Origin of the sequence: Polaromonas sp. (genome assembly GCF_035638815.1) — a bacterium.
Taxonomy (GTDB): domain Bacteria; phylum Pseudomonadota; class Gammaproteobacteria; order Burkholderiales; family Burkholderiaceae_C; genus Polaromonas.
Window position 1 is genome coordinate 26,235 of record NZ_DASQZG010000020.1, and the last position, 24,032, is coordinate 50,266.

24 protein-coding genes and 3 tRNA genes are annotated in these 24,032 nt (G+C 59.2%); 20 read left to right on the plus strand and 7 right to left on the minus strand.

Translation table 11 applies throughout. The features are described from left to right. Nucleotides 1-111: 111 nt before the first annotated feature. On the plus strand, nucleotides 112-687 hold the full coding sequence (locus tag VE934_RS14235; protein ID WP_324888611.1) for an RNA polymerase sigma factor: 576 nt from the start codon (nucleotides 112-114) through the stop codon (nucleotides 685-687). Nucleotides 688-750: 63 nt separating this feature from the next. Continuing rightward, a complete protein-coding gene (locus tag VE934_RS14240) occupies nucleotides 751-1,527 on the plus strand; it encodes an anti-sigma factor (RefSeq protein WP_324888613.1) in 777 nt (258 codons plus the stop codon). An 81-nt stretch (nucleotides 1,528-1,608) separates the two neighbouring features. Here VE934_RS14240 and VE934_RS14245 read toward each other — a convergent pair whose 3' ends face one another. Then, on the minus strand, nucleotides 1,609-2,349 hold the full coding sequence (locus VE934_RS14245) for a hypothetical protein (RefSeq protein WP_324888615.1): 741 nt from the start codon (nucleotides 2,347-2,349) through the stop codon (nucleotides 1,609-1,611). Between the two features lie 267 nt (nucleotides 2,350-2,616). Beyond that, on the minus strand, nucleotides 2,617-2,970 hold the full coding sequence (locus VE934_RS14250; RefSeq protein ID WP_324888617.1) for a Spx/MgsR family RNA polymerase-binding regulatory protein: 354 nt from the start codon (nucleotides 2,968-2,970) through the stop codon (nucleotides 2,617-2,619). A 148-nt stretch (nucleotides 2,971-3,118) separates the two neighbouring features. On the opposite strand from VE934_RS14250, the gene folC reads away from it, so the two are divergent. The 9 genes from folC (at nucleotide 3,119) to VE934_RS14295 (ending at nucleotide 10,392) form a co-directional block, all read left to right on the plus strand. Then, the gene (gene folC / locus VE934_RS14255; protein ID WP_324888619.1) at nucleotides 3,119-4,438 is read left to right on the plus strand and encodes a bifunctional tetrahydrofolate synthase/dihydrofolate synthase; all 1,320 of its coding nucleotides are present in this window, start codon (nucleotides 3,119-3,121) and stop codon (nucleotides 4,436-4,438) included. A 9-nt stretch (nucleotides 4,439-4,447) separates the two neighbouring features. Further along, nucleotides 4,448-5,242 (plus strand): SPOR domain-containing protein, encoded by a 795-nt coding sequence (locus VE934_RS14260; protein WP_324888621.1) that lies wholly within the window; start codon nucleotides 4,448-4,450, stop codon nucleotides 5,240-5,242. Nucleotides 5,243-5,253: 11 nt separating this feature from the next. Further along, complete coding sequence (locus tag VE934_RS14265) at nucleotides 5,254-5,736, plus strand: CvpA family protein (protein WP_324888623.1); 483 nt, start codon at nucleotides 5,254-5,256, stop codon at nucleotides 5,734-5,736. Between the two features lie 28 nt (nucleotides 5,737-5,764). After that, a complete protein-coding gene (gene purF, locus VE934_RS14270; RefSeq protein WP_324888625.1) occupies nucleotides 5,765-7,282 on the plus strand; it encodes an amidophosphoribosyltransferase in 1,518 nt (505 codons plus the stop codon). Nucleotides 7,283-7,284: 2 nt separating this feature from the next. After that, nucleotides 7,285-8,499: an O-succinylhomoserine sulfhydrylase gene (locus VE934_RS14275; protein WP_324888626.1), complete on the plus strand. Its 1,215-nt coding sequence runs from the start codon at nucleotides 7,285-7,287 to the stop codon at nucleotides 8,497-8,499. Then, entirely contained in the window at nucleotides 8,496-9,899 is a 1,404-nt protein-coding gene (gltX, locus tag VE934_RS14280; protein WP_324888628.1) for a glutamate--tRNA ligase, read from the plus strand. Before VE934_RS14275 ends, gltX begins: the two co-directional genes overlap by 4 nt. 72 nt (nucleotides 9,900-9,971) lie before the next feature. Continuing rightward, nucleotides 9,972-10,047, plus strand: a tRNA-Ala gene (locus VE934_RS14285). Between the two features lie 92 nt (nucleotides 10,048-10,139). Further along, nucleotides 10,140-10,215: transfer RNA gene (locus VE934_RS14290), tRNA-Glu, on the plus strand. A 100-nt stretch (nucleotides 10,216-10,315) separates the two neighbouring features. Next, nucleotides 10,316-10,392 (plus strand) — tRNA-Asp (locus VE934_RS14295). 130 nt (nucleotides 10,393-10,522) lie between these two features. On the opposite strand, the gene VE934_RS14300 is transcribed toward VE934_RS14295, so the two are convergent. From VE934_RS14300 to VE934_RS14320, 5 genes are all read right to left on the minus strand, one after another. Beyond that, nucleotides 10,523-11,458, minus strand: coding sequence for a sugar kinase (locus tag VE934_RS14300; protein WP_324888693.1), 936 nt, complete (start codon nucleotides 11,456-11,458; stop codon nucleotides 10,523-10,525). A gap of 8 nt (nucleotides 11,459-11,466) precedes the next feature. After that, nucleotides 11,467-12,369 (minus strand): SMP-30/gluconolactonase/LRE family protein, encoded by a 903-nt coding sequence (locus tag VE934_RS14305; RefSeq protein ID WP_324888630.1) that lies wholly within the window; start codon nucleotides 12,367-12,369, stop codon nucleotides 11,467-11,469. After that, nucleotides 12,366-13,355, minus strand: a complete 990-nt coding sequence (locus tag VE934_RS14310) for a mannonate dehydratase (protein ID WP_324888632.1) — start codon at nucleotides 13,353-13,355, stop codon at nucleotides 12,366-12,368. The genes VE934_RS14305 and VE934_RS14310 overlap by 4 nt, the downstream gene beginning before the upstream one ends. A gap of 80 nt (nucleotides 13,356-13,435) precedes the next feature. Next, a complete protein-coding gene (locus VE934_RS14315) occupies nucleotides 13,436-14,542 on the minus strand; it encodes a sn-glycerol-3-phosphate ABC transporter ATP-binding protein UgpC (protein WP_324888634.1) in 1,107 nt (368 codons plus the stop codon). A 70-nt stretch (nucleotides 14,543-14,612) separates the two neighbouring features. Continuing rightward, a complete protein-coding gene (locus VE934_RS14320; protein ID WP_324888636.1) occupies nucleotides 14,613-15,383 on the minus strand; it encodes an IclR family transcriptional regulator in 771 nt (256 codons plus the stop codon). Nucleotides 15,384-15,500: 117 nt separating this feature from the next. Between VE934_RS14320 and VE934_RS14325 the strand changes: the two genes are divergently transcribed. From VE934_RS14325 to VE934_RS14365, 9 genes are all read left to right on the plus strand, one after another. Continuing rightward, nucleotides 15,501-16,775 (plus strand): extracellular solute-binding protein, encoded by a 1,275-nt coding sequence (locus VE934_RS14325; protein ID WP_324888638.1) that lies wholly within the window; start codon nucleotides 15,501-15,503, stop codon nucleotides 16,773-16,775. Further along, nucleotides 16,772-17,725: a sugar ABC transporter permease gene (locus VE934_RS14330; protein ID WP_324888641.1), complete on the plus strand. Its 954-nt coding sequence runs from the start codon at nucleotides 16,772-16,774 to the stop codon at nucleotides 17,723-17,725. The genes VE934_RS14325 and VE934_RS14330 overlap by 4 nt, the downstream gene beginning before the upstream one ends. Continuing rightward, on the plus strand, nucleotides 17,722-18,549 hold the full coding sequence (locus VE934_RS14335) for a carbohydrate ABC transporter permease (protein WP_324888643.1): 828 nt from the start codon (nucleotides 17,722-17,724) through the stop codon (nucleotides 18,547-18,549). Before VE934_RS14330 ends, VE934_RS14335 begins: the two co-directional genes overlap by 4 nt. Before the next feature lie 66 nt (nucleotides 18,550-18,615). Beyond that, on the plus strand, nucleotides 18,616-19,377 hold the full coding sequence (locus VE934_RS14340) for an RraA family protein (protein ID WP_324888644.1): 762 nt from the start codon (nucleotides 18,616-18,618) through the stop codon (nucleotides 19,375-19,377). A 97-nt stretch (nucleotides 19,378-19,474) separates the two neighbouring features. Continuing rightward, on the plus strand, nucleotides 19,475-20,452 hold the full coding sequence (locus VE934_RS14345; protein ID WP_324888646.1) for a tripartite tricarboxylate transporter substrate binding protein: 978 nt from the start codon (nucleotides 19,475-19,477) through the stop codon (nucleotides 20,450-20,452). A gap of 53 nt (nucleotides 20,453-20,505) precedes the next feature. Further along, nucleotides 20,506-21,423: an aldose 1-epimerase family protein gene (locus tag VE934_RS14350; RefSeq protein ID WP_324888648.1), complete on the plus strand. Its 918-nt coding sequence runs from the start codon at nucleotides 20,506-20,508 to the stop codon at nucleotides 21,421-21,423. Continuing rightward, entirely contained in the window at nucleotides 21,420-22,421 is a 1,002-nt protein-coding gene (locus VE934_RS14355; RefSeq protein ID WP_324888651.1) for a tripartite tricarboxylate transporter substrate binding protein, read from the plus strand. Before VE934_RS14350 ends, VE934_RS14355 begins: the two co-directional genes overlap by 4 nt. Before the next feature lie 99 nt (nucleotides 22,422-22,520). Next, the gene (locus VE934_RS14360) at nucleotides 22,521-23,276 is read left to right on the plus strand and encodes an SDR family oxidoreductase (RefSeq protein WP_324888653.1); all 756 of its coding nucleotides are present in this window, start codon (nucleotides 22,521-22,523) and stop codon (nucleotides 23,274-23,276) included. Between the two features lie 99 nt (nucleotides 23,277-23,375). After that, a complete protein-coding gene (locus VE934_RS14365) occupies nucleotides 23,376-24,032 on the plus strand; it encodes a DUF1345 domain-containing protein (RefSeq protein WP_324888655.1) in 657 nt (218 codons plus the stop codon).

Here is a 24,032-nt window from a genome sequence, read left to right on the forward strand (position 1 = left end):
CCCGCAGGGGCAAAGCAGGCGATTTTAGGTCACGCAGGACTGTCTGCGGCAGACAACGCTGAATCCATTGGCCTGTTTTGCACGTATCCCTAATGCAGGACAATGATGTCCATGAAAGCAGAAAGCCCAGATACCCAATTGATTGCATTGATTGATCGCGTTGCTTTGGCCGATGAATCGGCGCTTAAAGAGCTTTACGAGTTGACCTCGTCAAAGTTGTATGGCGTGGCAGTGCGGGTGGTAACCAACAAAAGCTGGGCTGAAGATGTATTGCAGGAAGCCTTTCTCAATGTCTGGCGAATCGCCGGGGACTACAAGGCTTCGCTCTCCCCGCCCATGGCCTGGTTGTGCCTGATCGTGCGCAGCCGGGGGCTGGATTTTTTGCGGCGACGCACTTCAGAGCGTGCCGATCAGGGCGTGGAGCTCGACGATGTGCTTAGCGACACGCTGGAAGGCGACTCCGACAACCCGATGGACACGGCGCTGGCCGGTGAGCAGGCCTGGGCGCTGCACCAATGCCTGAGCCAGCTGGAGAACAAGCAGCGGGAGGTGGTGAGCCTGGCCTACCTGCGTGATTTAAGCCATGGCGAACTGGCAGAGCAGCTGAAGCTGCCGCTGGGCACGGTGAAGACCTGGATCCGCCGCGGGCTGGAGCAGTTGCGTGGATGCATGTCCCGCTTTGCCTGAGTTGTATGGAGAGATTGTTTGTTCCCGTCAAGTCGGGCGGGAAACTTCTGAAGAAGGTGTTGTATGAATTTGATCAGTAACCCATCGTTGATTGACCAGCTGGGCGCCAGCTATGCGCTGGGTACGCTGCGTGGCGGCGCGCGTCGGCGCTTTGAAGCGCTGGCGCGGGTACACGCACCGGTGCGGGCTGCGGCGCTGATCTGGCAGAGTCGTCTTGCTTCGGTGACTGAACTGCAGCCGCAGTTGGCACCCAGCCCGGCCGTGTGGAAGCGCATACAGAACCTGGTCGACGCGGAAAAAGAAGCGAAACGTATGCTGGCTGCGCGGCAAACCCCTGTGGCTGCCTCCGGTGGCTGGTGGGCAAGCCTGGGGCTTTGGCGTGGCGCCACAGCGGCTGGCGCAATGGCGGCGGTGGTGGCAGTGGTTACCGGCGTTAATCTGAACAGCACGCTTAATGGGCAGGTGCAGGACCTCAGCGCCAAGCTGTCTGCAACACCTGAAATCCAGTACGTTGCGGTGCTGGCAGACGACAAGGCCGCGGCGTCCATGCTGGTCACCTTTGACCCCAAGAACAACAAGCTGGTCCTCAAGCGCGTTGGTGGCTTCCAGGAAAGCGCCGACAAATCACTCGAGTTGTGGGCCTTGCCAAAGAGTGGCGGTCCCAAGTCGCTCGGCGTCATGAGCAGCGAAAAAATCATGCGGCTGACCGCGACCGATAGAGATGTGAGAGAAGTGCCAGCGCTTGCCATTACGCTGGAGCCCAAAGGCGGCGTGCCACCAGGCAGTGGACCCACTGGGCCGGTGCTTTTCAAGGGCGCCTTGATTCAGACGACGCTGTAAAGCCTGGCGCTCGCAAAAAAGGGCTGATTGGGCTACGAAAATAGCCAATTCAGCCCTTTTTATCGAGGGACTGTTTTGGGTTTAGCGCCAATGGCCGTGATGACGATGTCTGTAGTGGCCGCCGCGGCTGTAGCCAAAATTGATGGACATGCCGATCGGCGGGTAATAAGGCCGTGAGTAATAACCGGGGTAGACCACCACGGGGGCCTGCTGCACATAGACGGGCTGAACTTGGGCGGGTTGCACGTACACCGGTTGCTGCGGATAGGCCTGCTGCATTTGCTGGACTTGCGGCTGGTAGGGCTGAACATAACCCTGCTGAACATTCGGCTGAGGCGCCGGCACGGCACCGACAGGCGTGACTTGCAGGCGCACATAGTGGCCGGGGTCATTGAGCATCTGTACCGTGTATTGCTTGCTGGCATATTCGTAGACCACGTTGTAGTGCGACGTGCGGTTTTCATACGAAGTCTGCATGCCGCACTGTTGCACGTTTTGCAACTGCTGGTTCGGCCCTTCAATGTTGTTGCCGATGATGGCGCCGCCAACAAGTCCGATCATGGTTGCAATCGCGCGGCCGCCGCCGTCCCCGACCGCATTTCCCATGGCACCTCCTGCCAGTGCGCCCATCATGGCGCCCGCCCCTGAGCGGGGGGACTCTGTGATCATGGGTTGGGTGGTGCACACCTGACGGGGCACACTGACCTGCTGGACCACGGGCGTGCTGGAGATCACGCGCGCAAGGATGTCCATGGCTGAGGCGCTGGCACACGCCAGGCTTGTAGCGGCAACAACTGCGGACAGAACGATTGACTTTTTCATGGTTTAAACCTCTTTGGCCCCACTGGATGGGCTGCCAGCCAGCGTGGCCGGACGGACTTGCCAAGTTTAATGAAAGGAGGTCATTTTGGGTACCGGTCTGGGGTGGAAACACTGTAAAGCTGGGGTGCTTTACACATAGGCATCTATCTGTCATCCCGGCCTTGAGCCGGGATCCATGCCACATGTTCCACGGCACAGGCCCGCGAGGGATGGATTACGGGTCGAGCCCGCAATGACAGAAATTTCAATAAATGAGTCCCATTCGGGCTAGAGACGTTTCGCCCAGCTCTCCGCGTCAAAACCCACGGTCACCGCACCTTGGGGCCCCGACCATTCCACCACCGGACGCTTGATAACACTGGCGTGAAGTCGCATCAATTCGATCGCACTTTCGGCGTCAACGGCAGCAGCCTGAACTGCGGCGTCCAGCTTGCGCCAGGTGGTGCCCTTGCGGTTGAGGAGCTTGTCCCATCCGAGCGCTTTTTCCCACGCCACCAAGCTCTGCAGGGGAACGCCCTGCTTTTTGAAATCATGGAATTCGTAGGGGAGGCCGTGTTGGGTCAGCCAGGCGCGGGCTTTCTTGACGGTGTCGCAATTGGGAATGCCATAAACAATGATCATGTTGTCATTCTGGCATAGGCAGTAGCCAAATCGGTACTTTGCCCTTTGTTAACGGGCGAAGGTTGCTATTGAATAAATAGCATTCCGGGTGCCGTGGCATGACGCGGCCGGTGTGCCGGAACCGCGCACCGGCGACAATACCGGCTCTATGGAAAAACTGAACAACCTCGCCGACTGGCTGGCCTATTGCGAGCGCCTTCACCCCACGGCCATTGATCTGGGGTTGGCCCGCGTACGGAGCGTGGCCGGGCGTATGGACTTGCGTTTTGACTGCCCGGTGATCACCGTTGCCGGGACCAACGGCAAAGGCTCCAGCTGCGCCATGGTGGAAGCCATCTTGCAGCAGGCCGGGTATCGCACAGGGGTTTACACCTCGCCGCATCTGGTCCATTTTGAAGAGCGTTGTCGCATGCGCGGCGAGATGGCTCGCGCCGAGCAGCTGTTGCCGCATTTCGCCCGGGTTGAGGCCATGCGCGGGGACACCTCATTGACCTATTTTGAGTTCACGATGCTCGCCATCTTCAGCCTGCTTGCCGCGTCGAATCTGGATGTGGTGATCCTGGAGGTGGGCGTGGGCGGGCGGCTGGACTCGGTCAACATCATTGACGCCGATTGCGCACTCATCACCAGCATTGACCTGGACCACACCGAGTTGCTGGGCCATGACCGTGACAGCATCGGACGGGAAAAAGCCGGCATCATGCGCGCGGGCAAGCCGGTGGTGGTGGGCGACCCGGTGCCGCCGCAAAGTGTGCTGGACCACGCCCGCGAAGTGGGTGCCGACCTGTGGCGACTGGGCCACGACTTTAATTTTTCCGGCGACAAGCAGCAGTGGGCTTGGGCAGGACGCGGCCGGAGGTACGCCGGGCTTGCCTACCCGGCGCTGCGCGGCGCCAACCAACTGGTCAATGCCTCCGGCGTGCTGGCGGCGTTGACGGCTCTGCGCGAGCGCCTGCCCGTGACCGCACAAGCCGTGCGCAACGGGCTCGCCATGGTGGAGTTGCCGGGGCGCTTTCAAATCATTGCCGGGCAGCCCACGATGGTGCTGGATGTGGCACACAACCCCCACTCCGTGGCGGCGCTTGCTGCCAATCTGGACGCCATGGGTTTTTACCGCACCACCCATGCGGTGTTTGGCGCCATGGCCGACAAGGATCTGAATGCCATGTTGGGGCGCGTGGGCCCTTTGGTCGACCGTTGGTATTTCACCGATTTACCCACCGGCCGTGCCGCAACCGGCGCTGCCTTGATGGCGCAATGGCAGGCCCTGAACACCCGCAAAGATGTACACGCCAGCACCTACAGTGGGCCCGTATTGGCTCTGCAGGCAGCCATCGCCGCAGCAGACCCCGCTGATAGAATCGTTGTCTTCGGATCCTTCTATACGGTGGGGGAGATTTTGAGAGACGGCCTGCCCCGAATTTCTGCCCCGCATGCCCCGTCGCATCATCAAGCCTCATCAACCTAGACCCAGCCCATGCCCCTTTTCAACTTTCGCCGCAGCCAACCGTCCGCGAAGGCCGCCGGGTCTGCGGCCCCGTCCGAAAGCGTGGAAATGCTGCGCAAAAGGGCCAAGCACCGGCTGATTGGCGCTGCCGTGCTGGTGTTGGCGGGCGTAGTCGGGTTTCCTTTGTTGTTTGATACCCAGCCACGCCCCGTGGCGGTAGACATTCCGATCGAAATTCCCGCCAAATACGCGGTCAAACCGCTGGTCATGCCTGTTGTGCCGCCCGCTGCTTCGGCCGCTGCCAGCGGCAAGGTTGCCGCGCCTGCCAGCCTCACGGCGCGTGAAGAAATCGTAGCGGAAAGGAGGGCTTCAATCCCCGAGACTCCTGCTTCGTCCCCGGTGAAGAACGAAGTGAAGGCAGAACCCAAGCCCGAGCCAAAACCGGAGGCAAAAGCGGAGGCAAAAGCTGAGCCCAAGCCTGAATCAAAAGTCGATCCCAAGCCGGAGCCCAAGGCGGTTGCCAAAGTCCCTTCTGCAAACGATGAGGCCGGTCGCGCCAAGGCCTTGCTCGAAGGCAAACCCGCTCCAGAGGCAGAAGGGCGCCACGTCGTCCAGGTAGGCGCGTTCTCCGATGCAGACAAGGCCAAAGAGGTACGCCAAAAACTTGAAAAGGCGGGATTGAAGACCTATACGCAGGTAGCAGACACCAAGGATGGCAAACGCATCCGGGTGCGCGTGGGGCCTTTTGCCACCAAAGCCGATGCCGACAAGGCTGCCAGCAAGATCAAGGGCCTTGATTTGCCTGCAGCTATCCTGACTTTGTAAGCAGGCTAGCGGTGGCTGTCGCCGATCTGGTTTTGCTGGGGGTGTTGGCGGTGTCGCTGATCCTCGGCGCGTGGCGCGGGTTCGTGTATGAGGTCCTGTCGGTGATTGGCTGGGCCGTGTCGTTTTATCTGGCGCAGTGGTTCGCCCCTGAGGTGGCGACCAAGCTTCCCCTGCAGGGGGCGGCCAGTCCGGTGCGTTACGCAGCGGCGTTTGCATTGATTTTTATTGCGGCCGTTTTTGTGGCCGGATTGCTGGCGGTGCTGATCAAAAAACTGGTGGAGGCCGTGGGCCTGCGCCCTGTGGATAGAACGCTGGGGGCCGCTTTTGGTGTGGTGCGCGGCCTTATCTTGTTGCTGGCAGCGGCGGTGGTCATCAACATGACCGCTTTCAAGTCCAGCGCCTGGTGGCAGGAGTCGCAAGGCGCAGAGGTTTTGTCGGCAGCACTCAGGGGTCTCAAGCCCGTGCTGCCAGAGCAGTTTGCAAAGTATCTGTGATGGGTGTCAACGTGATGAACGGAAACATATGTGCGGAATAGTTGGCGTTGTCAGTAACGCCCCGGTTAATCAGCTGATTTATGACGGCCTTCTGCTGCTGCAGCACCGTGGGCAGGATGCTGCGGGCATCGTCACCCAGCAGGGCCGCAAGTTCTTCATGCACAAAGCCAAAGGCATGGTGCGTGACGTGTTCCGTACCCGCAACATGCGTGCGCTGCCGGGAACGGTGGGCCTGGGCCAGGTGCGCTACCCCACGGCAGGCAATGCCTACAGCGAAGATGAAGCGCAGCCGTTTTACGTAAATGCGCCCTTTGGCCTGGTGCTGTCGCACAACGGCAACCTGACCAACGCGGCGGAATTGAAGGCCGAGCTTTTCAACACCGACCACCGCCACATCAACACCGACAGCGACTCTGAAGTCCTGCTCAACGTGCTGGCGCACGAGCTTGAAAAAACAACGCGCGGCCTGCCACTCAGCCCGGTTGATGTGTTTGCCGCTGTTCGCGGTGTGCACAAACGCGTCAAAGGCTCTTACGCCGTGGTGGCGCTGATCGCCGGCCACGGACTGCTCGCCTTTCGCGACCCGTTTGGCATTCGCCCCCTGTGCATAGGCCGCGGCCAGAATGAAAACGGCAACACCGTCATGGTGGCCAGCGAGTCGGTAGCGCTGGAAGGTACGGCGCACCAGTTTGAGCGCGACATTGCGCCCGGTGAAGCCGTGTTTGTTGATCTGGAAGGTGCGGTGCATGCCGAGCAATGCGCAGCCAATCCACGGCTCAATCCATGCATCTTTGAGTTTGTATATCTCGCTCGTCCTGACTCCGTGCTCGACGGCATCTCGGTGTACCAGGCACGTTTGAACCTGGGCGAAACACTGGCCAAGCGGGTGGTCTCTACCGTACCGCCGAATGAAATCGACGTCATCATCCCGATCCCCGAGTCGAGCCGCCCCAGCGCGACGCAGCTTGCGCACCTGCTGGGCATTCCCTACCGCGAAGGTTTTGTAAAAAACCGCTATGTGGGCCGCACCTTTATCATGCCGGGCCAGGGCGTGCGAAAAAAATCTGTGCGCCAGAAGCTCAACGTGATCGCCAGTGAGTTCAAAGGCCGCAATGTGCTGCTGGTTGACGACTCCATCGTGCGCGGTACAACCAGCCGTGAAATTGTGCAGATGGCGCGCGATGCCGGCGCCAAAAAAGTGTACCTGGCCAGCGCCGCGCCGCCAGTGCGTTACCCCAATGTTTACGGCATCGATATGCCGACGTCCGGAGAGCTGGTGGCGCACGATAAAACGGTGGAAGAAATCCGTCTCGCTATCGGGTGCGACGCCCTGATTTACCAGGACGTAGACGGGATGAAGCGCGCCGTCGGCTCGCTGAATAAGAACCTCGACGGCTTCGACGCTTCGTGTTTTGACGGCGTGTACATCACCGGTGATGTGACACTTGAGACCATCGAAAAAATGAATTCAGAGCGGGTGGACAGCAGTGAAGAGGGCGAGGTTGATGTGTCGCGTCTGGCGCTGCCCAATCCGCAAGAGGCATGAGCATGACGTCCAAAAAACTGCCTGACAACCTGCACCGCGACACGCTTGCCGTACGCGTGGCGCTGGAACCCAGCCAGCACGGTGAAAACTCCGAAGCGCTGTACCTGACCAGCGGCTTTGTGCAGCCCGATGCCGAAACCGCGGCCCGGCGTTTTGCCGGCACCGAGGAGGGCTACACCTACGGACGCACGTCCAACCCCACGGTGACCAGCTTTGAGCAGCGTTTGGCTGCGCTTGAAGGTACCGAGGCCGCCATCGGTGCTTCCACCGGCATGGGCGCGATTCTCATGATGTGCATGGGCCTGCTCAAGTCTGGTGCCCACGTCATCTGCTCGCGCTCCATGTTCGGCTCCACCATCAACCTGATCGGCCGCGAGTTTGGCAAGTTCGGTGTCGAAACCACTTTTGTTTCGCAGACCGATGTGGGCGAGTGGAAAGCTGCACTCAAGCCCAACACCAAACTTCTGTTTGCCGAAACGCCAACCAACCCGCTCACCGATGTCTGCGATATCGCTGCGCTGGCTGATCTTGCGCATGGGGTTGGCGCGCTGCTGGCTGTGGACAATTGTTTTTGCACGCCAGCGCTGCAACGGCCAGTCGAGTTCGGCGCCGACCTGGTGATCCATTCCGGCACCAAATATCTCGATGGCCAGGGCCGCGTCATGGCCGGCGCGATTTGTGGCCCTTCAAAGTTGATCGTCGATGTGTTTGGCCCCGTGGTGCGAACCGCCGGTATGACACTGTCGCCCTTCAATGCCTGGGTGGTGCTGAAGGGGCTGGAAACGCTGGGCATTCGTATGCAGGCGCAATGCGCCAATGCGCTCGCTTTTGCGCGGTGGCTGGAAAAGCAGCCCGCCGTGTCGCGCGTTTATTACCCCGGGCTTGCCTCGCATCCGCAGCACGAACTCGCCATGCGCCAGCAGTCAGGGCAGGGCGGGGCGGTGGTGTCGTTTGATGTGCGCGGGGACACGCCTGAAGTGGCGCGGGCCAACGCGTTTCACGTCATCAACAGCGTACGCGTGATGAGCATTGCCACCAATCTTGGCGACACCAAAACCATCATCACCCATCCGGGCACCACCTCGCATGGGCGCCTGACCGAAGTGCAACGCCAGGCCGCCGGCATCGGCCAGGGTTTGATTCGTGTGGCCGTGGGGCTGGAGTATATTGAAGATTTGAAGGCCGACTTGCTGCGTGGCCTGGATACCCTGACATGACACAAAAAACAAGAACGCGTTTCGCACCTTCGCCCACAGGCTTCATCCATTTAGGAAACATCCGCTCGGCCCTCTACCCCTGGGCCTTTGCACGCGCTACGGGTGGCGACTTTGTTCTGCGTATCGAAGACACCGATGTCGAGCGCTCGAGCCAGGAAGCCGTTGATGTGATCATCGAAGGCATGCGCTGGCTAGGACTCGACTACGACGACGGACCGTTCTACCAGATGCAGCGCATGGACCGCTACAAGGCTGTCCTCGCGCAGATGCAGGCTGATGGCCTGGTCTATCCCTGCTACATGAGCGTGGCCGAGCTGGACGCCCTGCGCGAAAAGCAGATGGCCGCCAAAGAAAAGCCGCGATACGACGGCACGTGGCGCCCGGCGCCTGGCAAGACATTGCCACCGGTGCCTGAAGGCGTGCAGCCGGTGCTGCGCTTCATGAACCCACAAGGCGGAAGCGTGGTGTGGGAAGACAAGGTCAAAGGCCGTATCGAGATCGGCAACGACGAGCTCGATGACCTGGTGATTGCGCGGCCCGATGGCACGCCGACTTATAACTTCTGCGTGGTGGTTGACGACATCGACATGGGCATGACCCATGTGATTCGCGGTGACGATCACGTCAACAACACGCCGCGCCAGATCAACATCTTCCGCGCCCTGGGCAAAGAAGTGCCGGTGTACGCGCACCTGCCCACCGTGCTCAATGAGCAGGGCGAGAAAATGAGCAAGCGCAACGGCGCCAAGGCCGTGACGCAATACGCCGCTGAGGGTTATCTGCCCGACGCCATGGTGAACTACCTGGCGCGCCTGGGCTGGAGCCATGGTGACGATGAAATCTTCACCCGCGAGCAATTTTTGCAATGGTTCAACCTGGACCACCTTGGTAAAAGCGCGGCGCAGTTTGATGAAGCCAAGCTGCGTTGGGTAAACGCCCAGCACATGAAGGCGATGGCCGACGTAGCTCTCGCGCAGTTGGTGGTGCCTTTCCTCAACGAGCAAACACGGGCTGCGCTGGATGTGCCACGCCGCGTTGCGGCCTGCGCACTGCTGAAAGACCGTTGCAGCACCCTGGTGGAACTGGCCGAATGGATGGGCGTGCTGCTTGGACAGGAGCCGGTCAGCGCACAAGACATCCAGACCCATGTTCCTGCGGATATCGCGCCGGCGGTGGGCAAGTTGGCGGAGCTGCTGGTGCAATGCGAATGGAGCAAGGCGGGCATTGCTCTTGTGGTCAAGCAAGTGCTCAGCGAGACGGGCCTGAAGATGCCTCAACTGGCGATGCCCGTGCGCGTGTTGATTGCGGGCCGGCCACAAACACCCTCGCTCGACGCCTTTTTGGCCTTGATGGACAGGGAGCAGGTGATTGCCCGGCTCAGGCGCTTGAATACAACCTGAATTTCGGGCTATAATTCAAGGCTCGACAATTGCAGGGAAACCCGCATTGCAGGACGAAGGTCTGACGGTATTGGGGGTATAGCTCAGCTGGGAGAGCGCTTGCATGGCATGCAAGAGGTCATCGGTTCGATCCCGTTTACCTCCACCAATCAACCGTCCTGAAATGGCGTCGAAAAAGTTTTGAGAAGAGTTTTTTTGAACAGGTTTGCAAAAACCTGTTTCCGGAAGATCCAAGGTTTAGACCCCATCGTCTAGAGGCCTAGGACACTACCCTTTCACGGTAGGTACCGGGGTTCGAATCCCCGTGGGGTCGCCAGCATTCTTCACATCCGTGTGAAGCACAAGGCACAAGTCGGTAACCGCAAGCCCGCAAGGGCATGCGACTTGGCTCGAAAGAGCGAACGTTACCACTACCTGGAGCGGTAGTTCAGTTGGTTAGAATACCGGCCTGTCACGCCGGGGGTCGCGGGTTCGAGTCCCGTCCGCTCCGCCAAAAATCAATGGGTTGCATCGGTTTCGATGCAACCCATTTTGGTTTGTGGATCTCATTTTCGGGTGTGATCTTTGCTACGCTTTCGGTGTCGACTTGCTTTATCCGCGCGCGGTAGCCCCCAACCTCTTCGCTACGGAAGGCACGTCCAAGTGTCCAGTTGAGGCTGTGTCCAGGATTTGTCAACTATCGCCCCTGGGTGGAGAACCACCATCCCCGCGAGCTTATTGCCCATTTCTGCAGCCTCAGCCTCGGGTGCACCTGCGAGGCGAGCTGCCAGGTACGCTGCGGCAAAAGCATCTCCCGCGCCGGTGGTGTCAACGGGCTGAACCTTTGCCACAGGAACTTGCAAAAATTTGCCTTTGCGCGTCCTGACAGTGACAGGGTTTATTCCATCCTTAACGACAACTTCTTTATCGGCGTACGACAAGCACCGCTCGAGTGCGCTGTCACGGGAGTCTTCGGGATGCATGGCGCAAACATCCTCTAGTCCGAGCAAAGCGATGTCAGCCATGGCTATGCATCGGTTCATCACATCGCTTGCCTCTTTGGCTGACGGCCAGAGCCGCGATCGATAGTTGTTGTCGAAAACAATCTGTTTTCCACATCGTTTCAACTCGGCCAGCAAGGTCCACAGACGTTCACGGTGATCCATGGGCGTGATCGCAAGGCTGATGCCTGTCAGATAGAAGACGTCGACAGTACTCGCCATCAGCTCCAGCAAAGTGCGCTCGCCCGCAAAGTAGTCGCGTGCAGCGCTCGTGTCGCGCCAGTACGCAAAGCTGCGTTCGCCGTGGGTGTCTACGCTTATCGAATAAAGCCCGCAAGACCGACCTGGCAGTTGTCTCACAAAGCTTGTATGAAGCCCCTCTGTTTTGAAGTTTGAGAGCATCTGCCCCGAAAACGGATCATCCCCAATACCGCATGCGTAGTGCACTTCCAAGGAGCCATGACGACTGAGCCTGTGCAAGTAGGTCGCCGTATTGAAGCTGTCGCCAGCAAACCCTTGCCGCCACATGCCAGGGCCCTCTGCGCTGAGCTCCACCATGCACTCGCCGTAGCAAACCACTCTGGTTGTCAAGCAGATACTCCGTTCCAGACGGGTTCTGGAAGTCCGGCCGTATCGACCCGGATTGCGAATACAGCGCCAGACAGTGGAAAGAGCTCAAGTTCTTCTGCGCTTCGTTTTTGTCTGGCCGAAGTCACGAACAGCGTTTTGAAATCCGGCCCGGCAAAAGCAACCATGGTAGGGCAGCGGCAGGGCACCGGGATGTCGAACAGTCTTTCACCACTCGGCGAGAGGCAAGTCACACGGCCTGCTCCATACAGAGCCACCCAGTACCGTCCCAGAGAGTCAAAAGCTGCGCCATCCGGTTTCTCATCGGGCGCTTCGAAGCGGTGAAAGACGCGAGGCTCGCCAATGGCCCCGCTGGTACCGTCGTAGGGGTACGCCGCAATAGTTTGGGTTGGAGTGTCCGCATGGTGCATCCACCGGCCATCCGGACTCCACGCCAGACCGTTGGAGATGGAGATACCGGCAAGCTTTGTGGTGCACCCACCGTCAGCATCGAGGAAGTAGAGATTGCCATCGTGGCGCTGACGACTCTCATCCATTGCGCCCACCCAAAAGCGCCCCTGGGGGTCACAGCGGCCATCGTTCAGGCGCTGGTGTGCGATCGCAGCGCTCGCGTGGGCCAGGAGCCGTAGCTTGCCGCCGGTGCCATCCAGTTGCCAAACGCCGCTCTTCAGACCAGCAACAAATCCACCTTCTCTGGCTAGTGCGAAGCTGCCTACGGGTTCGCCCACCCCCAACGTCTGTACCGCTCCAGATTTGTAGTCAAGACAATGAATCAGTCCGCGGTTGATGTCGGCCCAATAAAGTGACTGATTCGCTGGCGCCCAGACTGGCGACTCGCCCAAATCGTCGCCCATATTGGCCACGCACTCCACGGGCAGCTGCAGTACTGCGCCAGCGCTCATGTGAACTGTAGGTCGCTACCCTGCAGCAAACCCTTGATGTAGCCCACGGTGTACACCATGCCGTAAGCTTCGTAGCCAACATTCATGCCGGCAACCGGCCCGTTATGAACCTGATCGCCCTCAATTGCAGGCGCGTGGTCGGGACGCATGGGGACATTTAGCCCAGCCTTTGCATAGGCGCGGAAGACGGCAGGCATGTCGGTGTCGCCGTCTTCCGGGAAGGTTTCCACGAAGTCTTCCGATGTGCCACGCAGGTCTCGTACATGGATGAAGGCAATCCGCTCGCGCCACGTGTTTATACACTCTTCGAGGTTCTCACCCATCGCCGTCAGCGTGGCCTGGCAGAAGGTGAGGGCGTGCGACGGACTGTCCGACAGCGACAAGGCGCGATCCAGGCCGGCTCGGTCATGAAAGATCCGTCCGATTCCGCGCAGAGAGGGAACGGGAGGGTCGTCCGGGTGCAAGGCCATTCGCACCCCGGCTTCTTCGGCAGCGGGCATGACGGCCTCAATGAAATAGCGATAGTTGTCCCAGATCCGATCAGAAGGAATCACTCCCAGTTCAGTCAGACCTTCACGGTCGGCATCCTGCACCTTGAAACCTGAAACCTGCGCGCCGCCACGCCCCTGGATAGCCGACGCGCTCCGATACCAGCCGATGCGGGCCATAAAGTTGTAGCAAAGTAGATGCACGCCACATCGCCCCATGACTTTCAGCATTTGCTGATAGCGCTCGATGTCCTCATCACGGCCACGGAGGCCGAGTTTGATTCGGCTCATATCGAACTGGTCGCCTTCAAGGCCGGTCAATTCAAAACCGGCGCGGGCGTATTCGTCCTGCGCTACTTTCAGGCTTTGCTCCTCGTAGGGGGGAGGGTTCCCGGTGAGCTCCGGGGCCAGCTTGGAGATCACGTGACGGACGCCCATTTGGCTGGCAAGTGTCCAGCGCCGGTCCGCTTTCGCGGGCAACATCATCGACAATTTCATGAATTTCTCTTTTCGTTACGCCACAAGGGCGTTAAGCCAGATGGGTGGCCGACGCTTGCTACAAGGGTCCGGCAGGGCTGTCAGGCACGTAATGCCGCACCGCCCTCAGTTGCGAACAGGTGAACGTGTGCCATGTCTGCGACCAGGGTTATGCGGTCGGTGTCGCTTGCCACCGCGTGCGGGGCGCAACGCGCAATGACGGATTCCTTGCCTGCTTTCGCGTGCACCAGAGTGTCTGCACCCAGCAGCTCAGTCAACACCACGGGAAGCTCTATCCTGGCGGGCCATCGAACGCCCTGCGCATTACCGGCGTCGGTAAGGTGTTCGGGACGAATCCCCATCAGGACGGCCTGGCCGGGCTTGGCCGTGATGGCTGCGGCGCGCTCGTCCGGGATGGCCAGCTTTTGGCCGTCGGGCAGAACAACGCAGGCGCCTCCGTCAACGTGATCGAACTTGGCGGGCACGAAATTCATGGGGGGTGACCCGATAAAACCGGCAACAAATTTATTGACCGGTTTCCCGTAGAGCTGTGATGGTGTGCCCTGTTGGGCGATTCGCCCACCGTCCAGGCACACGATGCGGTCAGCCAGGGTCATCGCCTCAACCTGGTCGTGCGTCACATAGATCGTCGTCACACCAGTACTGCGGTGGAAGCGTTTGATCTCCGCACGCATGGTGGCGCGCAATTTCGCGTCCAGATTGGAGAGAGGCTCATCGAACAGAAAAGCATCTGCCTTGCGCACCAGGCAGCGCCCCATCGCGACGCGTTGCCGCTGGCCACCAGACAAGGCCGCAGGCTTGCGGTCCAGCAGATGGCCGATCTCAAGCATATTCGCGGCTTGGGCAATTTCTTTTTCTCTGTCGGCGTCAGACACGCCCCTCAGTTTCAAGCCAAAACCGATGTTGTCCCGCACCGACATGTGAGGGTAGAGGGCATAGTCCTGAAACACCATCGCCACGTTTCGATCACGCGGTGCGGCGTCGGTGAGATCCTGGTCTCCAATGAATATCTGCCCCCCGCTTACCGGCTCCAGCCCCGCAATCATGCGAAGCAAAGTGCTTTTGCCGCATCCCGACGGACCGATGAGCACCACAAACTCACCCTCTTGGATTTGCAGATCCATCGGATGGACCACCTTCTGTGTCTGGAAGGACTTCTCTAGCTGTTTCAGTTGCACGCTTGCCATATTGTCTCCATTCAAATATGAATCAGTGATTTATATATGAACGAATATTGCCCGATGAGTGCGGGTCTTGTCAAGCTCTCTTTAATCGCGGAGCAGCGCCCAATGATTGGCTGAGTCGTTCCCCTGCAATTAGCAGGGCGTTCAGGAGTTCCTGCGCGTGTGCTGATGACTCGCTGCCAAAAAAGGGCATGCTCATAGCGGCGACACATTTGCCTTCTGCATCAAATATTGGGGCCGCATAGGCGTGCACTCCCGCGTTATGTTCGCCCTCGTCCTTGGCAAATCCCTGCGCGCGAATGGTTGCAAATTCACGAACTAAATCGGCCCTGCGCACCACCGTCAAATCGGTGAATCGCTCCAGTTTTGCGGGTAACAACTTCTCCAGTTCCCGCGCCTCCAGCCAGGCTGCCAAGGTCTTGCTTGCGGCGCCTGCATGCAGCGGAAATCGCGTGCCAACCTGAGTGGAGACTGTGAAGGTTGCCTGGCCGATAGCGGCTGCCACCACCAGCGCGCTACCGGAGTCCAGCACAGAGAGTTTGACTGTGGCGCCTTGTTGCCGCGCCAGCTCATCCATGACGGGTTTTGCGAGTGATACCAGGTCGAAGCCCTGGGTTACTGCCTGGGCAAGGCGAAGCAAGCGGGGGCCCAGTACGTAGCTGCCCGATTCCATGCGGGCCACCATTGCGCCGGCTTCAAGCGAATTCAATATTCGATAGACGGTGGACTTCGGAATTTCCAGTTGATCGGAAAGTTCTCTAAGCGTCACGGGCTCGCGCCTCGTTTCCATGGCGCCAAGCACTTCGATGGCGCGATCAACAGCGGGGATGCGGTATTCAGACATGGGTTTTCCCTTACTTGACAATTGGTATGGTGTGATCGTACAGTTTCAATACCGAAACGTCAATTCAAATATGAATCGACAAATAAGTATCTGTTTGCAACCCCAAGGAGACACATCATGATAGATCGTCGTGCCGCACTCGTCCAAATTGGCGCCGCCGCCACTGCCCTCGCTGCTCCCGCTTTGGTGCGAGCTCAGCCCAAATCCATTACCTGGGCCACGCACCCCGCCATCCTGGCGGCAACGGGGGACGGCGAGATGTTGCGCCGCTTTGAAGCCAAGACAGGCATTAAGGTCGAGACAGTGACGTTTCCAACCGACGTCCTTGGTCAACGGATTCAGTCCGAGTTCATTTCCCGCAGCTCAGCCTTTGACATCGTCAGCGTCGCCGACTCCTTCTGGACATCCAGCCTAGCGCGCTTCGTTGAGCCGCTTGACGAGCTCAACCGGCGCAACCCCATGCCTAACGGTGGGCTGAAAGATTTCTTCCCCGGCATGCTGAACCAGTTCCGCGTGCCCCAGACAACTAACGGTCCGTTGATGGGTATCCCGTCACGTCTGTCCGTCAGCCTGATGTATTACCGCAAGGATTTGCTGGATGCTGCGAAGTTGCCCGTGCCCCGCACGCTGGAAGAGTACGTTGCAGCAGCCAAGGCCATGACCAAACCCGGCATGAATGGCGTTGTGATGCAGGGTGTGCAAGGCCAGCAAGGTACGCTGGACTGGTACGACTGGGCCGCTCCGCTGGGGTGCGACCTGCTTCAAGCGCCGGATTGGAAAAAGGCGGCGTTTAACAGCACCCCCGGTGTCCGCGCCCTGGAAGCACGCCGGCGCTTGATTGCGGATGGCATTGCAAGCCCCGGCTCACTCAGCTTCAGCTTTGACGATGCGGTGAACTCGATCGCGCAAAACCGTGCCGCGATGAGCATCATGTTCTCCGGGTATTGGCAGCGTCTGGAGGATCCCAAGACTTCCCAGGTCGCCGGCAAAATTGGCTGGGCTCCGATCTTCCGCAATGATGGTGTCGATTTCGCGTACCCCGGTCGCGGGTGGGCAATGTCCATCAACGGATCCTCCGCCAAGAAAGACATGGCTTGGGAGTTCATTCGTTTCATGACGGACACCCCGCAGCAGAAATGGATGGGCATGAACAAGGGCAACGCCATCAGCCGGATGAGCGTACTCAAGGACCCAGAGTTTGTGAAGGCCGTGCCCGTAGCGCTTGCGCTGGCACTGGCACTGCCCAAGGCGAAGATGATGCCCAACACACCGCAGCTGTCGCGTGTCTATGACGCCCTGGGTCGCCACGTCAGTGGCTCGCTGGGTGGCAAGATTGGCTCCGCCGATGCGCTGGGCCAGGCCGAGGCAGAGTGCAACCAGATACTGGCATGACCCCTTCAGTAACGGTAACTCCCCCCCGCGCGCAGGCCGGCGGGGGGCCACGATCACCGGGAGCGCGGGGCTTGCTGGCTCGTGTGCCGCGTGCTTGGTGGCCCTACCTGCTGGTTCTACCTGCAGTCCTGGTACTGGTTGTAACGGTGGTTTACCCCATCGGCTTTAACCTGTTTGCTTCACTGCACCAGTGGAACATGATTGAGAGCGACTCACCTCAGGCCTTCGTCGGCACGGGTACGCTGGCCAAAATCATGGCCAGTCCCCATTTCTGGAATGCGCTGCGCGTGACGCTGGCGTTTACTGTCTGCGCCGTGGCGCTGGAATTTTTCCTGGGCCTCGCCCTGGCATTGATGGTTAACGAGGACATCTATGGCGGACGCCTGCTGCGCACTTTGCTGGTCGCGCCCATCATGGCTACACCGCTGGTGGTGGCACTGGTCTTCAAGCTGCTTTGGCATTCTGAGTTCGGCGTGATCAACCACATGATTTCATGGGTGGGGTTGGGTCCTTACCCCTGGCTTGCGGAGGCTGGAACGGCGTTTTTTGCGGTGCTCGTGACAGAGGTCTGGCACAACACGTCTTTTGTATTCCTCGTGCTGCTGGGGGCCCTGCAAATGCTGCCGCGCTCCCCGTTTGAAGCGGCCATGGTTGAGGGTGCCAGCTGGTGGCAGCGCGTGCGCTACGTTGCCTTGCCTATGCTGAAACCTGCCATTTTGGTGGCCTTGCTGTTCCGCGTGGTATTCGCCATCCGCCTGTTCGACGAAGTCTGGGTACTCACGCGTGGCGGTCCGAACGGTGCGACGGAAACCATCTCCATGCTGCTCTACCGCTCGGCGTTTGAAAATTTCGATGCGTCGGAAGCTGCGGGCCTGTCGGTGTTGCTGTTGATTCTCACATCGGCACTTGCATGGGCATTAATCAGAACCCTGTACGGGAGGAAACCATGAGCCGCGCCGCATATAGAACCAAAATCATCCTGACGATCGTGGGTGGAGCTGCGGCGAGTCTGACCATGTTTCCGATCGCCTGGATGCTGTTGGTGTCACTCAAGACGCAGCGTGAGGCCCTGACCCTGCCGCCCGCCTTGTGGTTCCAGCCGGTGTTTGAGGCCTACTCAGCGGTGTGGACCCGGGCAGGATTTGTCCCTGCGCTGATCAACAGCGTTCTGGTCAGCTGCTTTACGCTAGTGATCTGCATCGCCGTCGGCTTGTTGGCCGGGTACGCCATCTCGCGTTACCGGTTCAAGGGGGCTAATGCCATCTTGTTTGGCCTGCTGATGACGCGAATTTTTCCGCCAGTCGCCCTGGTCACGCCGTATTACCTCAACATGCAGTGGCTGGGCCTGCAGGACAGCGTGTTTGGCCTGGGCATGGCGTACGTCGCAATGAACACACCTCTGGCGGTATGGATGTTGAAGGGTTACTTCGATTCAGTACCCGCTGATCTGGAGAACTGCGCCATGGTGGACGGCGCTACCCGGTGGCAGGCGGCTACCCGAATCACGCTGCCGCTCATTGCGCCCGGCCTGGCGGCAACGTCGGTGTTTGTCTTCGTCGGGGCGTGGAACGAGTTTCTCTTTGCCTTGACCCTGACAAGCAAATCAGCCCGCACGCTTCCTACCGTGATTGCCGAGTTCGTGGGTGATACCGGCATCGAGTGGCCACAAATCATGGCGGCTTCAACCATAGCGCTGGCACCCGTGCTGCTTGCCACGTTTGCCCTGCAACGACACATCGCCCAAGGCATGACTGCCGGCGCGATAAAAGGCTAAGCCCTTTCCAAAAAGCTTTACCAAGACCTTTTCATTTAGAGCCCTTTTTTAACCTGGAGAAAAAGAATGACCAAAATGCCACCTTCCGAAGAAGGCGATCTGCAACGCGAAGCAAGGATGATGAAGCTGGAGCGTTTGATCGCCGACCGCGAAGTCATCGACGAAACGCCTTTCCCGATTCCTGTCGAAGAACTACTGGCACGCTACGAAAAGCTTTACACCGGTGCGGTGAGTGATGTGTTGCGCGAGCATTGCCTGCTTGATCAGGCGCTACCGGGGGATTTGAAGCCCCTGCGCAGCGAGCGCACAGTGGCCGGACTGGCCTTCACAGTCAAAAGCGCACCCAATACACGGGTAACCGGCGAGCTTACTTTCCGTACGCAAATGCTAGATGAGATCGCGCCTCACTCTTTCCTGGTATGGGAAACATCAAAAGACGAAGAGTCCACCGCCTGGGGCGGCGTCATGACGGCCACCGCCGTCAAAAAAGGCATCAAGGCTGCTGCGATCGACGGCGGCATCCGCGATACGCACCAGATCCTCGAAAAAGATTTCCCGATTTATTACCGCTACCGGTCGCCCAACGGCAGCCTTGGACGATGCCTGATTACGCACTATCAAACGCCGATCCTGATGGGACGCACCCTGGTGCGTCCCGGCGATGTGGTGCTCGGCGATATTGACGGCGTCATCGTGGTGCCGCGTCGCCTTGCAATGGAAGTCCTGCTTCGCGCCGAGGAAATCCTCGACAACGAACGCAAGATTTTCGGCTGGGTTGCCGAAGGAAATACGGTCCAGGAAATCACGGCCAAGGGTGGCTACTTCTAGCGCCTTCTGATGAGACGGTGCCGCTTGCAGCGCCGTCTCATTAGTAGCTGGGGGCAGTCCGCATGTCCCTTCCCACATCCGTCATCAGGAAGTCCGCATGAAAAAACTCGCATTAATCTTTCTCCGTACAGCCACAACATTGGCCGTGGTTCTGTTGTCTGGCACGGCAGCACTAGCGCAGGAATGGCCCACCAGGCCCGTTCGTGTGATTGTTCCTTATCCGGCAGGTGGCGCTGCTGATTCATTGGCCCGCAATGTTGGAAAGAAGATGGGGGAATTTCTGGGACAGCCGGTGATGGTCGAAAACCGGCCGGGCGCTTCAGGAACGATAGGGATTGCAGAGGGCGCCAAATCCCCGGCAGATGGTTACACCCTAACCCTGGTCGCAGTGCCGTATGTAATAACCCAGTTCGTTTATCCAAAGTTACCCTACGATGGAGCAAAGGATTTCATCCCGTTGGGTCTACTTCAGTTGGCGCCGCTGGTGCTGGTAGTTCACCCGTCGCTGAATATCAAAACACCTGCGGAATACATCCAGGCGGCCAAGGCCAAGCCCGGACAAATTACCTATGCGACATCGGGTAGCGGCAGCGTGACGCACATGGCCGGCGAGTTGCTCAAGCTCAAGACTGGCGCAGATATTGTTCCCATCCCCTACCGTGGCGGCGGTCAATCAATCACCGATGTCATTGGCGGCCAGGTGAGCAGCGCGTTCCTCTCGCCCGTAGAGGTCAATCAGCACATCAAGTCCGGCGCGGTCATTGCAGTTGGCACTACGTCGCTGAAGCGACCTGGTTCGGCCGCGCAGATCCCTACGTTCGCTGAAGCGGGTGTGGCCGACTATGACGTGTCGGGCTGGTTTGGGCTGGTGGTGAAATCTGGCACGCCACCCGCAGTGATGACCAAGCTCTCAAGTGCGCTTCAGCGCGCACTTCAGAGCCCTGAGGTGCGCGAAAAAATTGCCGCGACAGGGGAGGTCACTCAAGGCAGCGTGGAAGAATTTCGAGACCTCCTTGCCCGGGAATATCCTCGCTGGTCCCATGCCGTCAAGGCCGCAAATATCAAGGCTGACTAGAGCCAGCTGAAAATGGAGGTCACGATCGCCACACAGCACCGACGAGGCCTCATATGACAACGCACACCGATTCTCATCTGTCCATCGCCTGCGGCGACCTGGAAGCCAAAATTTCTGTCTTGGGCGCAGAGCTGGTCAGCCTGCGTTACCGCGGTCAGGAGTTGCTTTGGCAGGGCGATCCGAACTACTGGGCGCGGCAAAGTCCTGTCTTGTTTCCAGTAGTGGGGAAAGTTCGCGACGGCCAGATCAACGTGAGCGGAAAAACCTATCCTATGCCGCAGCACGGATTTGCTTCCATCAGCAAGTTTGAGTCCAGCAGCAGGACGGCGTCGAACTGCAGTCTCCGACTTACGAGTTCGGCATCGACTCACCAGTATTACCCCTTTGATTTTGCGCTGACACTGAACTACGAATTGTCGGCACAGGGGCTGCACATCAGCGCCGAAGTGCTGAACCCGGGCGGGGGTGCGTTGCCCGCGTCGTTTGGATTTCACCCGGGTTTCGCATGGCCGCTGGAACCGGGTCGCAGCAAGGAGGAATACGAGGTGTACTTCCCCCAGGACACACAGCTCAAAACCACGCGACTCGACTCACAGGGCGCGCTGCGGATGGAGCGTTCTCCGCTGGCCCTGGACGGGGGCGCACTGGCTCTTGAAGAGTCATTGTTCACACCGTCTGCGTTGATTGTCTTTGATCGGGCAAGCGAATGGCTTGAATACCGTCCCAGATCGGGTGGCGGTTTGGGCCTGAAGGTGCACACCAAAGGGTTGCCGGAGCTGGGTTTGTGGATGAGGCCAGGCGCACCCTATCTTTGCATTGAGCCGTGGCACGGCACCGCCGACCCGGAGATCGCTTACGGGGATTTCTCGAACAAGCCCGGACTCGCCCATATAGAACCGGGTCAAACACGTGTGTTCGCTATCCGATGCGAAATCACTCACCACCATCACACCACGAAAGAGACACCATGATCAACTCAAGCAAGCGAAGGGCGCTGCTAGCCGCCGCTATGGCCGCGCAGATTTTCGGGGGCTGGGTCGCGCTGGGCTCCGCCCATGCCCAGGTACCGTGGCCGAATGGCCAGCCCATCAAAATCATGGTCGGTTTCCCGGCGGGGGGTGCGTCTGATGTGATGGCCCGCCTGGTCGGCACCAAGCTCGGGCAGGCACTCGGGGTTCCGGTCGTGGTGGATAACCGGCCGGGCGCTGCCGGAACCCTGGCTGCGTCACTGACGGCGAAAGCTCCAGCCGATGGTTATACGCTGTTGCTGGCGTCGCCTACGGCCATAACGCTTGCTCCTTCAACGCTGGCTGGCAAGCTTGCATACAACCCGGAGAAAGACCTTGTTCCAGTGAGCATGGTGGCGCGTTACCCGCTATTCCTCATCGCACATCCGCAGCTTGGCGTAAAGAATGCGGCGGAACTTGTCCAAAAGGCCAAGGCCAATCCCGGGAAGATCAATTTCGGTTCGTTTGGAACGGTCACAAGTGGCGGTCTGGCTGTGGAGCAGATCAAGCTCATGGCAGGCATTGACGTTCTTCACGTACCGTTTAATGGCAGTGCTCCTGCGCTGCAAGCCTTGATGGGCGGCACGGTTGATGTCATGTTTGACACGGCGATTACGGCGCTGCCCAACATCCGCGCCGGCAAACTGATCGGGCTTGGCGTGGCGAGTCCAACTCGCAGTCCTTTGGCACCGGAACTGCCGACTGTGGCCGAAGCAGTCCCCGGCTTTGAGGCTGACAGCTGGAACGGTCTGATGGTGCCGGCTGGCACCCCCGCCCCAGTTCTTGCGCGACTACAAGCTGAAATTGCCAAACTGGTGCGTGAGACAGAAGTGCGTGAGCGCTTCGCAAGTGTTGGCGCCGTTCCGATTGGCAACTCCACTGCCGAGTTTGCAAAATTCCTGAAGGAGGAGACGGTGTCTTACACCCGGCTGGTCCGGGAGGCCAAAATCAAGGTGGACTAAAGCGAGGCGAGAGGGGCACGTCACTGACATTTCCCAGGAAAGTTTGAGGCTATCCCTGTTCAGGCCAACATTCATTACAGGACCAGGTTCCAAACCGACATGACCACTTCTGCTATTTCAGACAAGTCAGCACTCATCACCGGATCAGCAACTGGAATCGGTCTCGCCATTGCACTGGCGCTCGCACGTGATGGCGTTCGCGTTGTCCTCCACGGGCTACCCGGGCAGCGTGCAGCAACTACCGCTCTCGCAAATTCAATGGGCGCGTTGGGGTCGCTCCACGTCGATCTTCAGACTGAGAGCGGTGTGCAAGAGCTGGTTGAGCAATGTGATGAGCTGCTGCCGGACGGAATCGACATACTTGTACTCAACGCTGCAATAGAGCGCCGCGCGCCGTGGGATCAGCTCAGTAGGGGCGACGCCGAATTACAGTTGGCAGTGAACCTGCTGGCGCCCCTGGGATTGACTCAAAAATTGACCTCAGGAATGCGGAGCCGGGGCTGGGGACGCGTCTTGTTCGTAGGTAGTGTTCAGCAAGTGCGGCCGCATCCCCAACTGATTGCCTATGCCGCAGCCAAGGCTGCGCTGGAAAACATGGCCCGCAACCTGGCTGTGCAGTTGGGCGCTTCTGGCGTCACCGTCAATACCTTGTCTCCCGGCGCTATCGAAACGGATATGAACCGCGCCGTACTGAATGACCCCGAATACCGCGCTGCCGTGTTGTCCCGCATACCTGCTGGCCGCGTGGGTACCCCAGCTGATTGTGCGGCTGCGGCATCGTTCCTCTGCAGCGATGGGGCGGCCTATATCAACGGCGCAAATCTTTTTATCGATGGCGGAATGGCTGTGCGCTGAGGCACCCTGCATTCGTTTGCGATCTCGACTCAGCTTCTCTGTGGGGTGTAGGAGTTCGGGGAAGTCAGAGCGGGCGCGACTCGCGCCACAATGGCAGCCATGCGAAAACACTTTTCTGAAACTACTGGGCCCCAGCGGCTTGTATACGGCCTTATTGCCGGATCAGCCTCCGTGGCGATTCCGGTGCCCATGGAGTGGCCGTTCAGGGCACTGATTGGCTGGTGCGTAGGCGCTGCGGTGTATCTCGTTTTGGCCTGGTGGCTTGCAGAAGTCTTCGACTCCAAAGGCACCCGGGAGCGCGCGCAGGCGCAGGACGAGCCGAGTGTCGTGATTTTTCTGGTGACCATGTTGGCCATGCTCGCCTGTGTCATCAGCATCACGCTTTTGTTGCAGCAGGTCAAAGAGCTGGAGGGAACCGAGCGACTTCTTCACCTGATCCTGGCCATGATGGGCCTGAGTTTGTCCTGGCTGTTCATCCACACCATTTTTGCGTTCCGGTATGCGCACCGCTACTACCAGGAAGAAAAGCGCAAGGAGCCGGACGGGGCAGGCCTGATGTTTCCCAACCAGCCGAATCCAGACTACTTTGATTTTTTCTATTTCTCATTTGTCATTGGCATGACCTCACAGGTGTCCGATGTAAAGGTCAGTTCACGCGAGATGCGGCGGCTGACGCTGGGGCACGGCATCCTGTCATTTGCATTTAACGTGCTGATCGTTGCCTTGGCGATTAACGTCGCGGCTGGCTCCGTCTAG

Excerpts from the sequence above, each read along its gene's own strand:
- VE934_RS14235 (WP_324888611.1), top strand. The coding sequence starts at position 112 with ATGAAAGCAGAAAGCCCAGATACCCAATTGATTGCATTGATTGATCGC.
- VE934_RS14240 (WP_324888613.1), top strand. The coding sequence starts at position 751 with ATGAATTTGATCAGTAACCCATCGTTGATTGACCAGCTGGGCGCCAGC.
- VE934_RS14245 (WP_324888615.1), bottom strand. The coding sequence starts at position 2,349 with ATGAAAAAGTCAATCGTTCTGTCCGCAGTTGTTGCCGCTACAAGCCTG.
- VE934_RS14250 (WP_324888617.1), bottom strand. The coding sequence starts at position 2,970 with ATGATCATTGTTTATGGCATTCCCAATTGCGACACCGTCAAGAAAGCC.
- folC (WP_324888619.1), top strand. The coding sequence starts at position 3,119 with ATGGAAAAACTGAACAACCTCGCCGACTGGCTGGCCTATTGCGAGCGC.
- VE934_RS14260 (WP_324888621.1), top strand. The coding sequence starts at position 4,448 with ATGCCCCTTTTCAACTTTCGCCGCAGCCAACCGTCCGCGAAGGCCGCC.
- purF (WP_324888625.1), top strand. The coding sequence starts at position 5,765 with ATGTGCGGAATAGTTGGCGTTGTCAGTAACGCCCCGGTTAATCAGCTG.
- VE934_RS14275 (WP_324888626.1), top strand. The coding sequence starts at position 7,285 with ATGACGTCCAAAAAACTGCCTGACAACCTGCACCGCGACACGCTTGCC.
- gltX (WP_324888628.1), top strand. The coding sequence starts at position 8,496 with ATGACACAAAAAACAAGAACGCGTTTCGCACCTTCGCCCACAGGCTTC.
- VE934_RS14305 (WP_324888630.1), bottom strand. The coding sequence starts at position 12,369 with ATGAGCGCTGGCGCAGTACTGCAGCTGCCCGTGGAGTGCGTGGCCAAT.
- VE934_RS14310 (WP_324888632.1), bottom strand. The coding sequence starts at position 13,355 with ATGAAATTGTCGATGATGTTGCCCGCGAAAGCGGACCGGCGCTGGACA.
- VE934_RS14315 (WP_324888634.1), bottom strand. The coding sequence starts at position 14,542 with ATGGCAAGCGTGCAACTGAAACAGCTAGAGAAGTCCTTCCAGACACAG.
- VE934_RS14320 (WP_324888636.1), bottom strand. The coding sequence starts at position 15,383 with ATGTCTGAATACCGCATCCCCGCTGTTGATCGCGCCATCGAAGTGCTT.
- VE934_RS14325 (WP_324888638.1), top strand. The coding sequence starts at position 15,501 with ATGATAGATCGTCGTGCCGCACTCGTCCAAATTGGCGCCGCCGCCACT.
- VE934_RS14330 (WP_324888641.1), top strand. The coding sequence starts at position 16,772 with ATGACCCCTTCAGTAACGGTAACTCCCCCCCGCGCGCAGGCCGGCGGG.
- VE934_RS14335 (WP_324888643.1), top strand. The coding sequence starts at position 17,722 with ATGAGCCGCGCCGCATATAGAACCAAAATCATCCTGACGATCGTGGGT.
- VE934_RS14340 (WP_324888644.1), top strand. The coding sequence starts at position 18,616 with ATGACCAAAATGCCACCTTCCGAAGAAGGCGATCTGCAACGCGAAGCA.
- VE934_RS14345 (WP_324888646.1), top strand. The coding sequence starts at position 19,475 with ATGAAAAAACTCGCATTAATCTTTCTCCGTACAGCCACAACATTGGCC.
- VE934_RS14350 (WP_324888648.1), top strand. The coding sequence starts at position 20,506 with ATGACAACGCACACCGATTCTCATCTGTCCATCGCCTGCGGCGACCTG.
- VE934_RS14355 (WP_324888651.1), top strand. The coding sequence starts at position 21,420 with ATGATCAACTCAAGCAAGCGAAGGGCGCTGCTAGCCGCCGCTATGGCC.
- VE934_RS14360 (WP_324888653.1), top strand. The coding sequence starts at position 22,521 with ATGACCACTTCTGCTATTTCAGACAAGTCAGCACTCATCACCGGATCA.
- VE934_RS14365 (WP_324888655.1), top strand. The coding sequence starts at position 23,376 with ATGCGAAAACACTTTTCTGAAACTACTGGGCCCCAGCGGCTTGTATAC.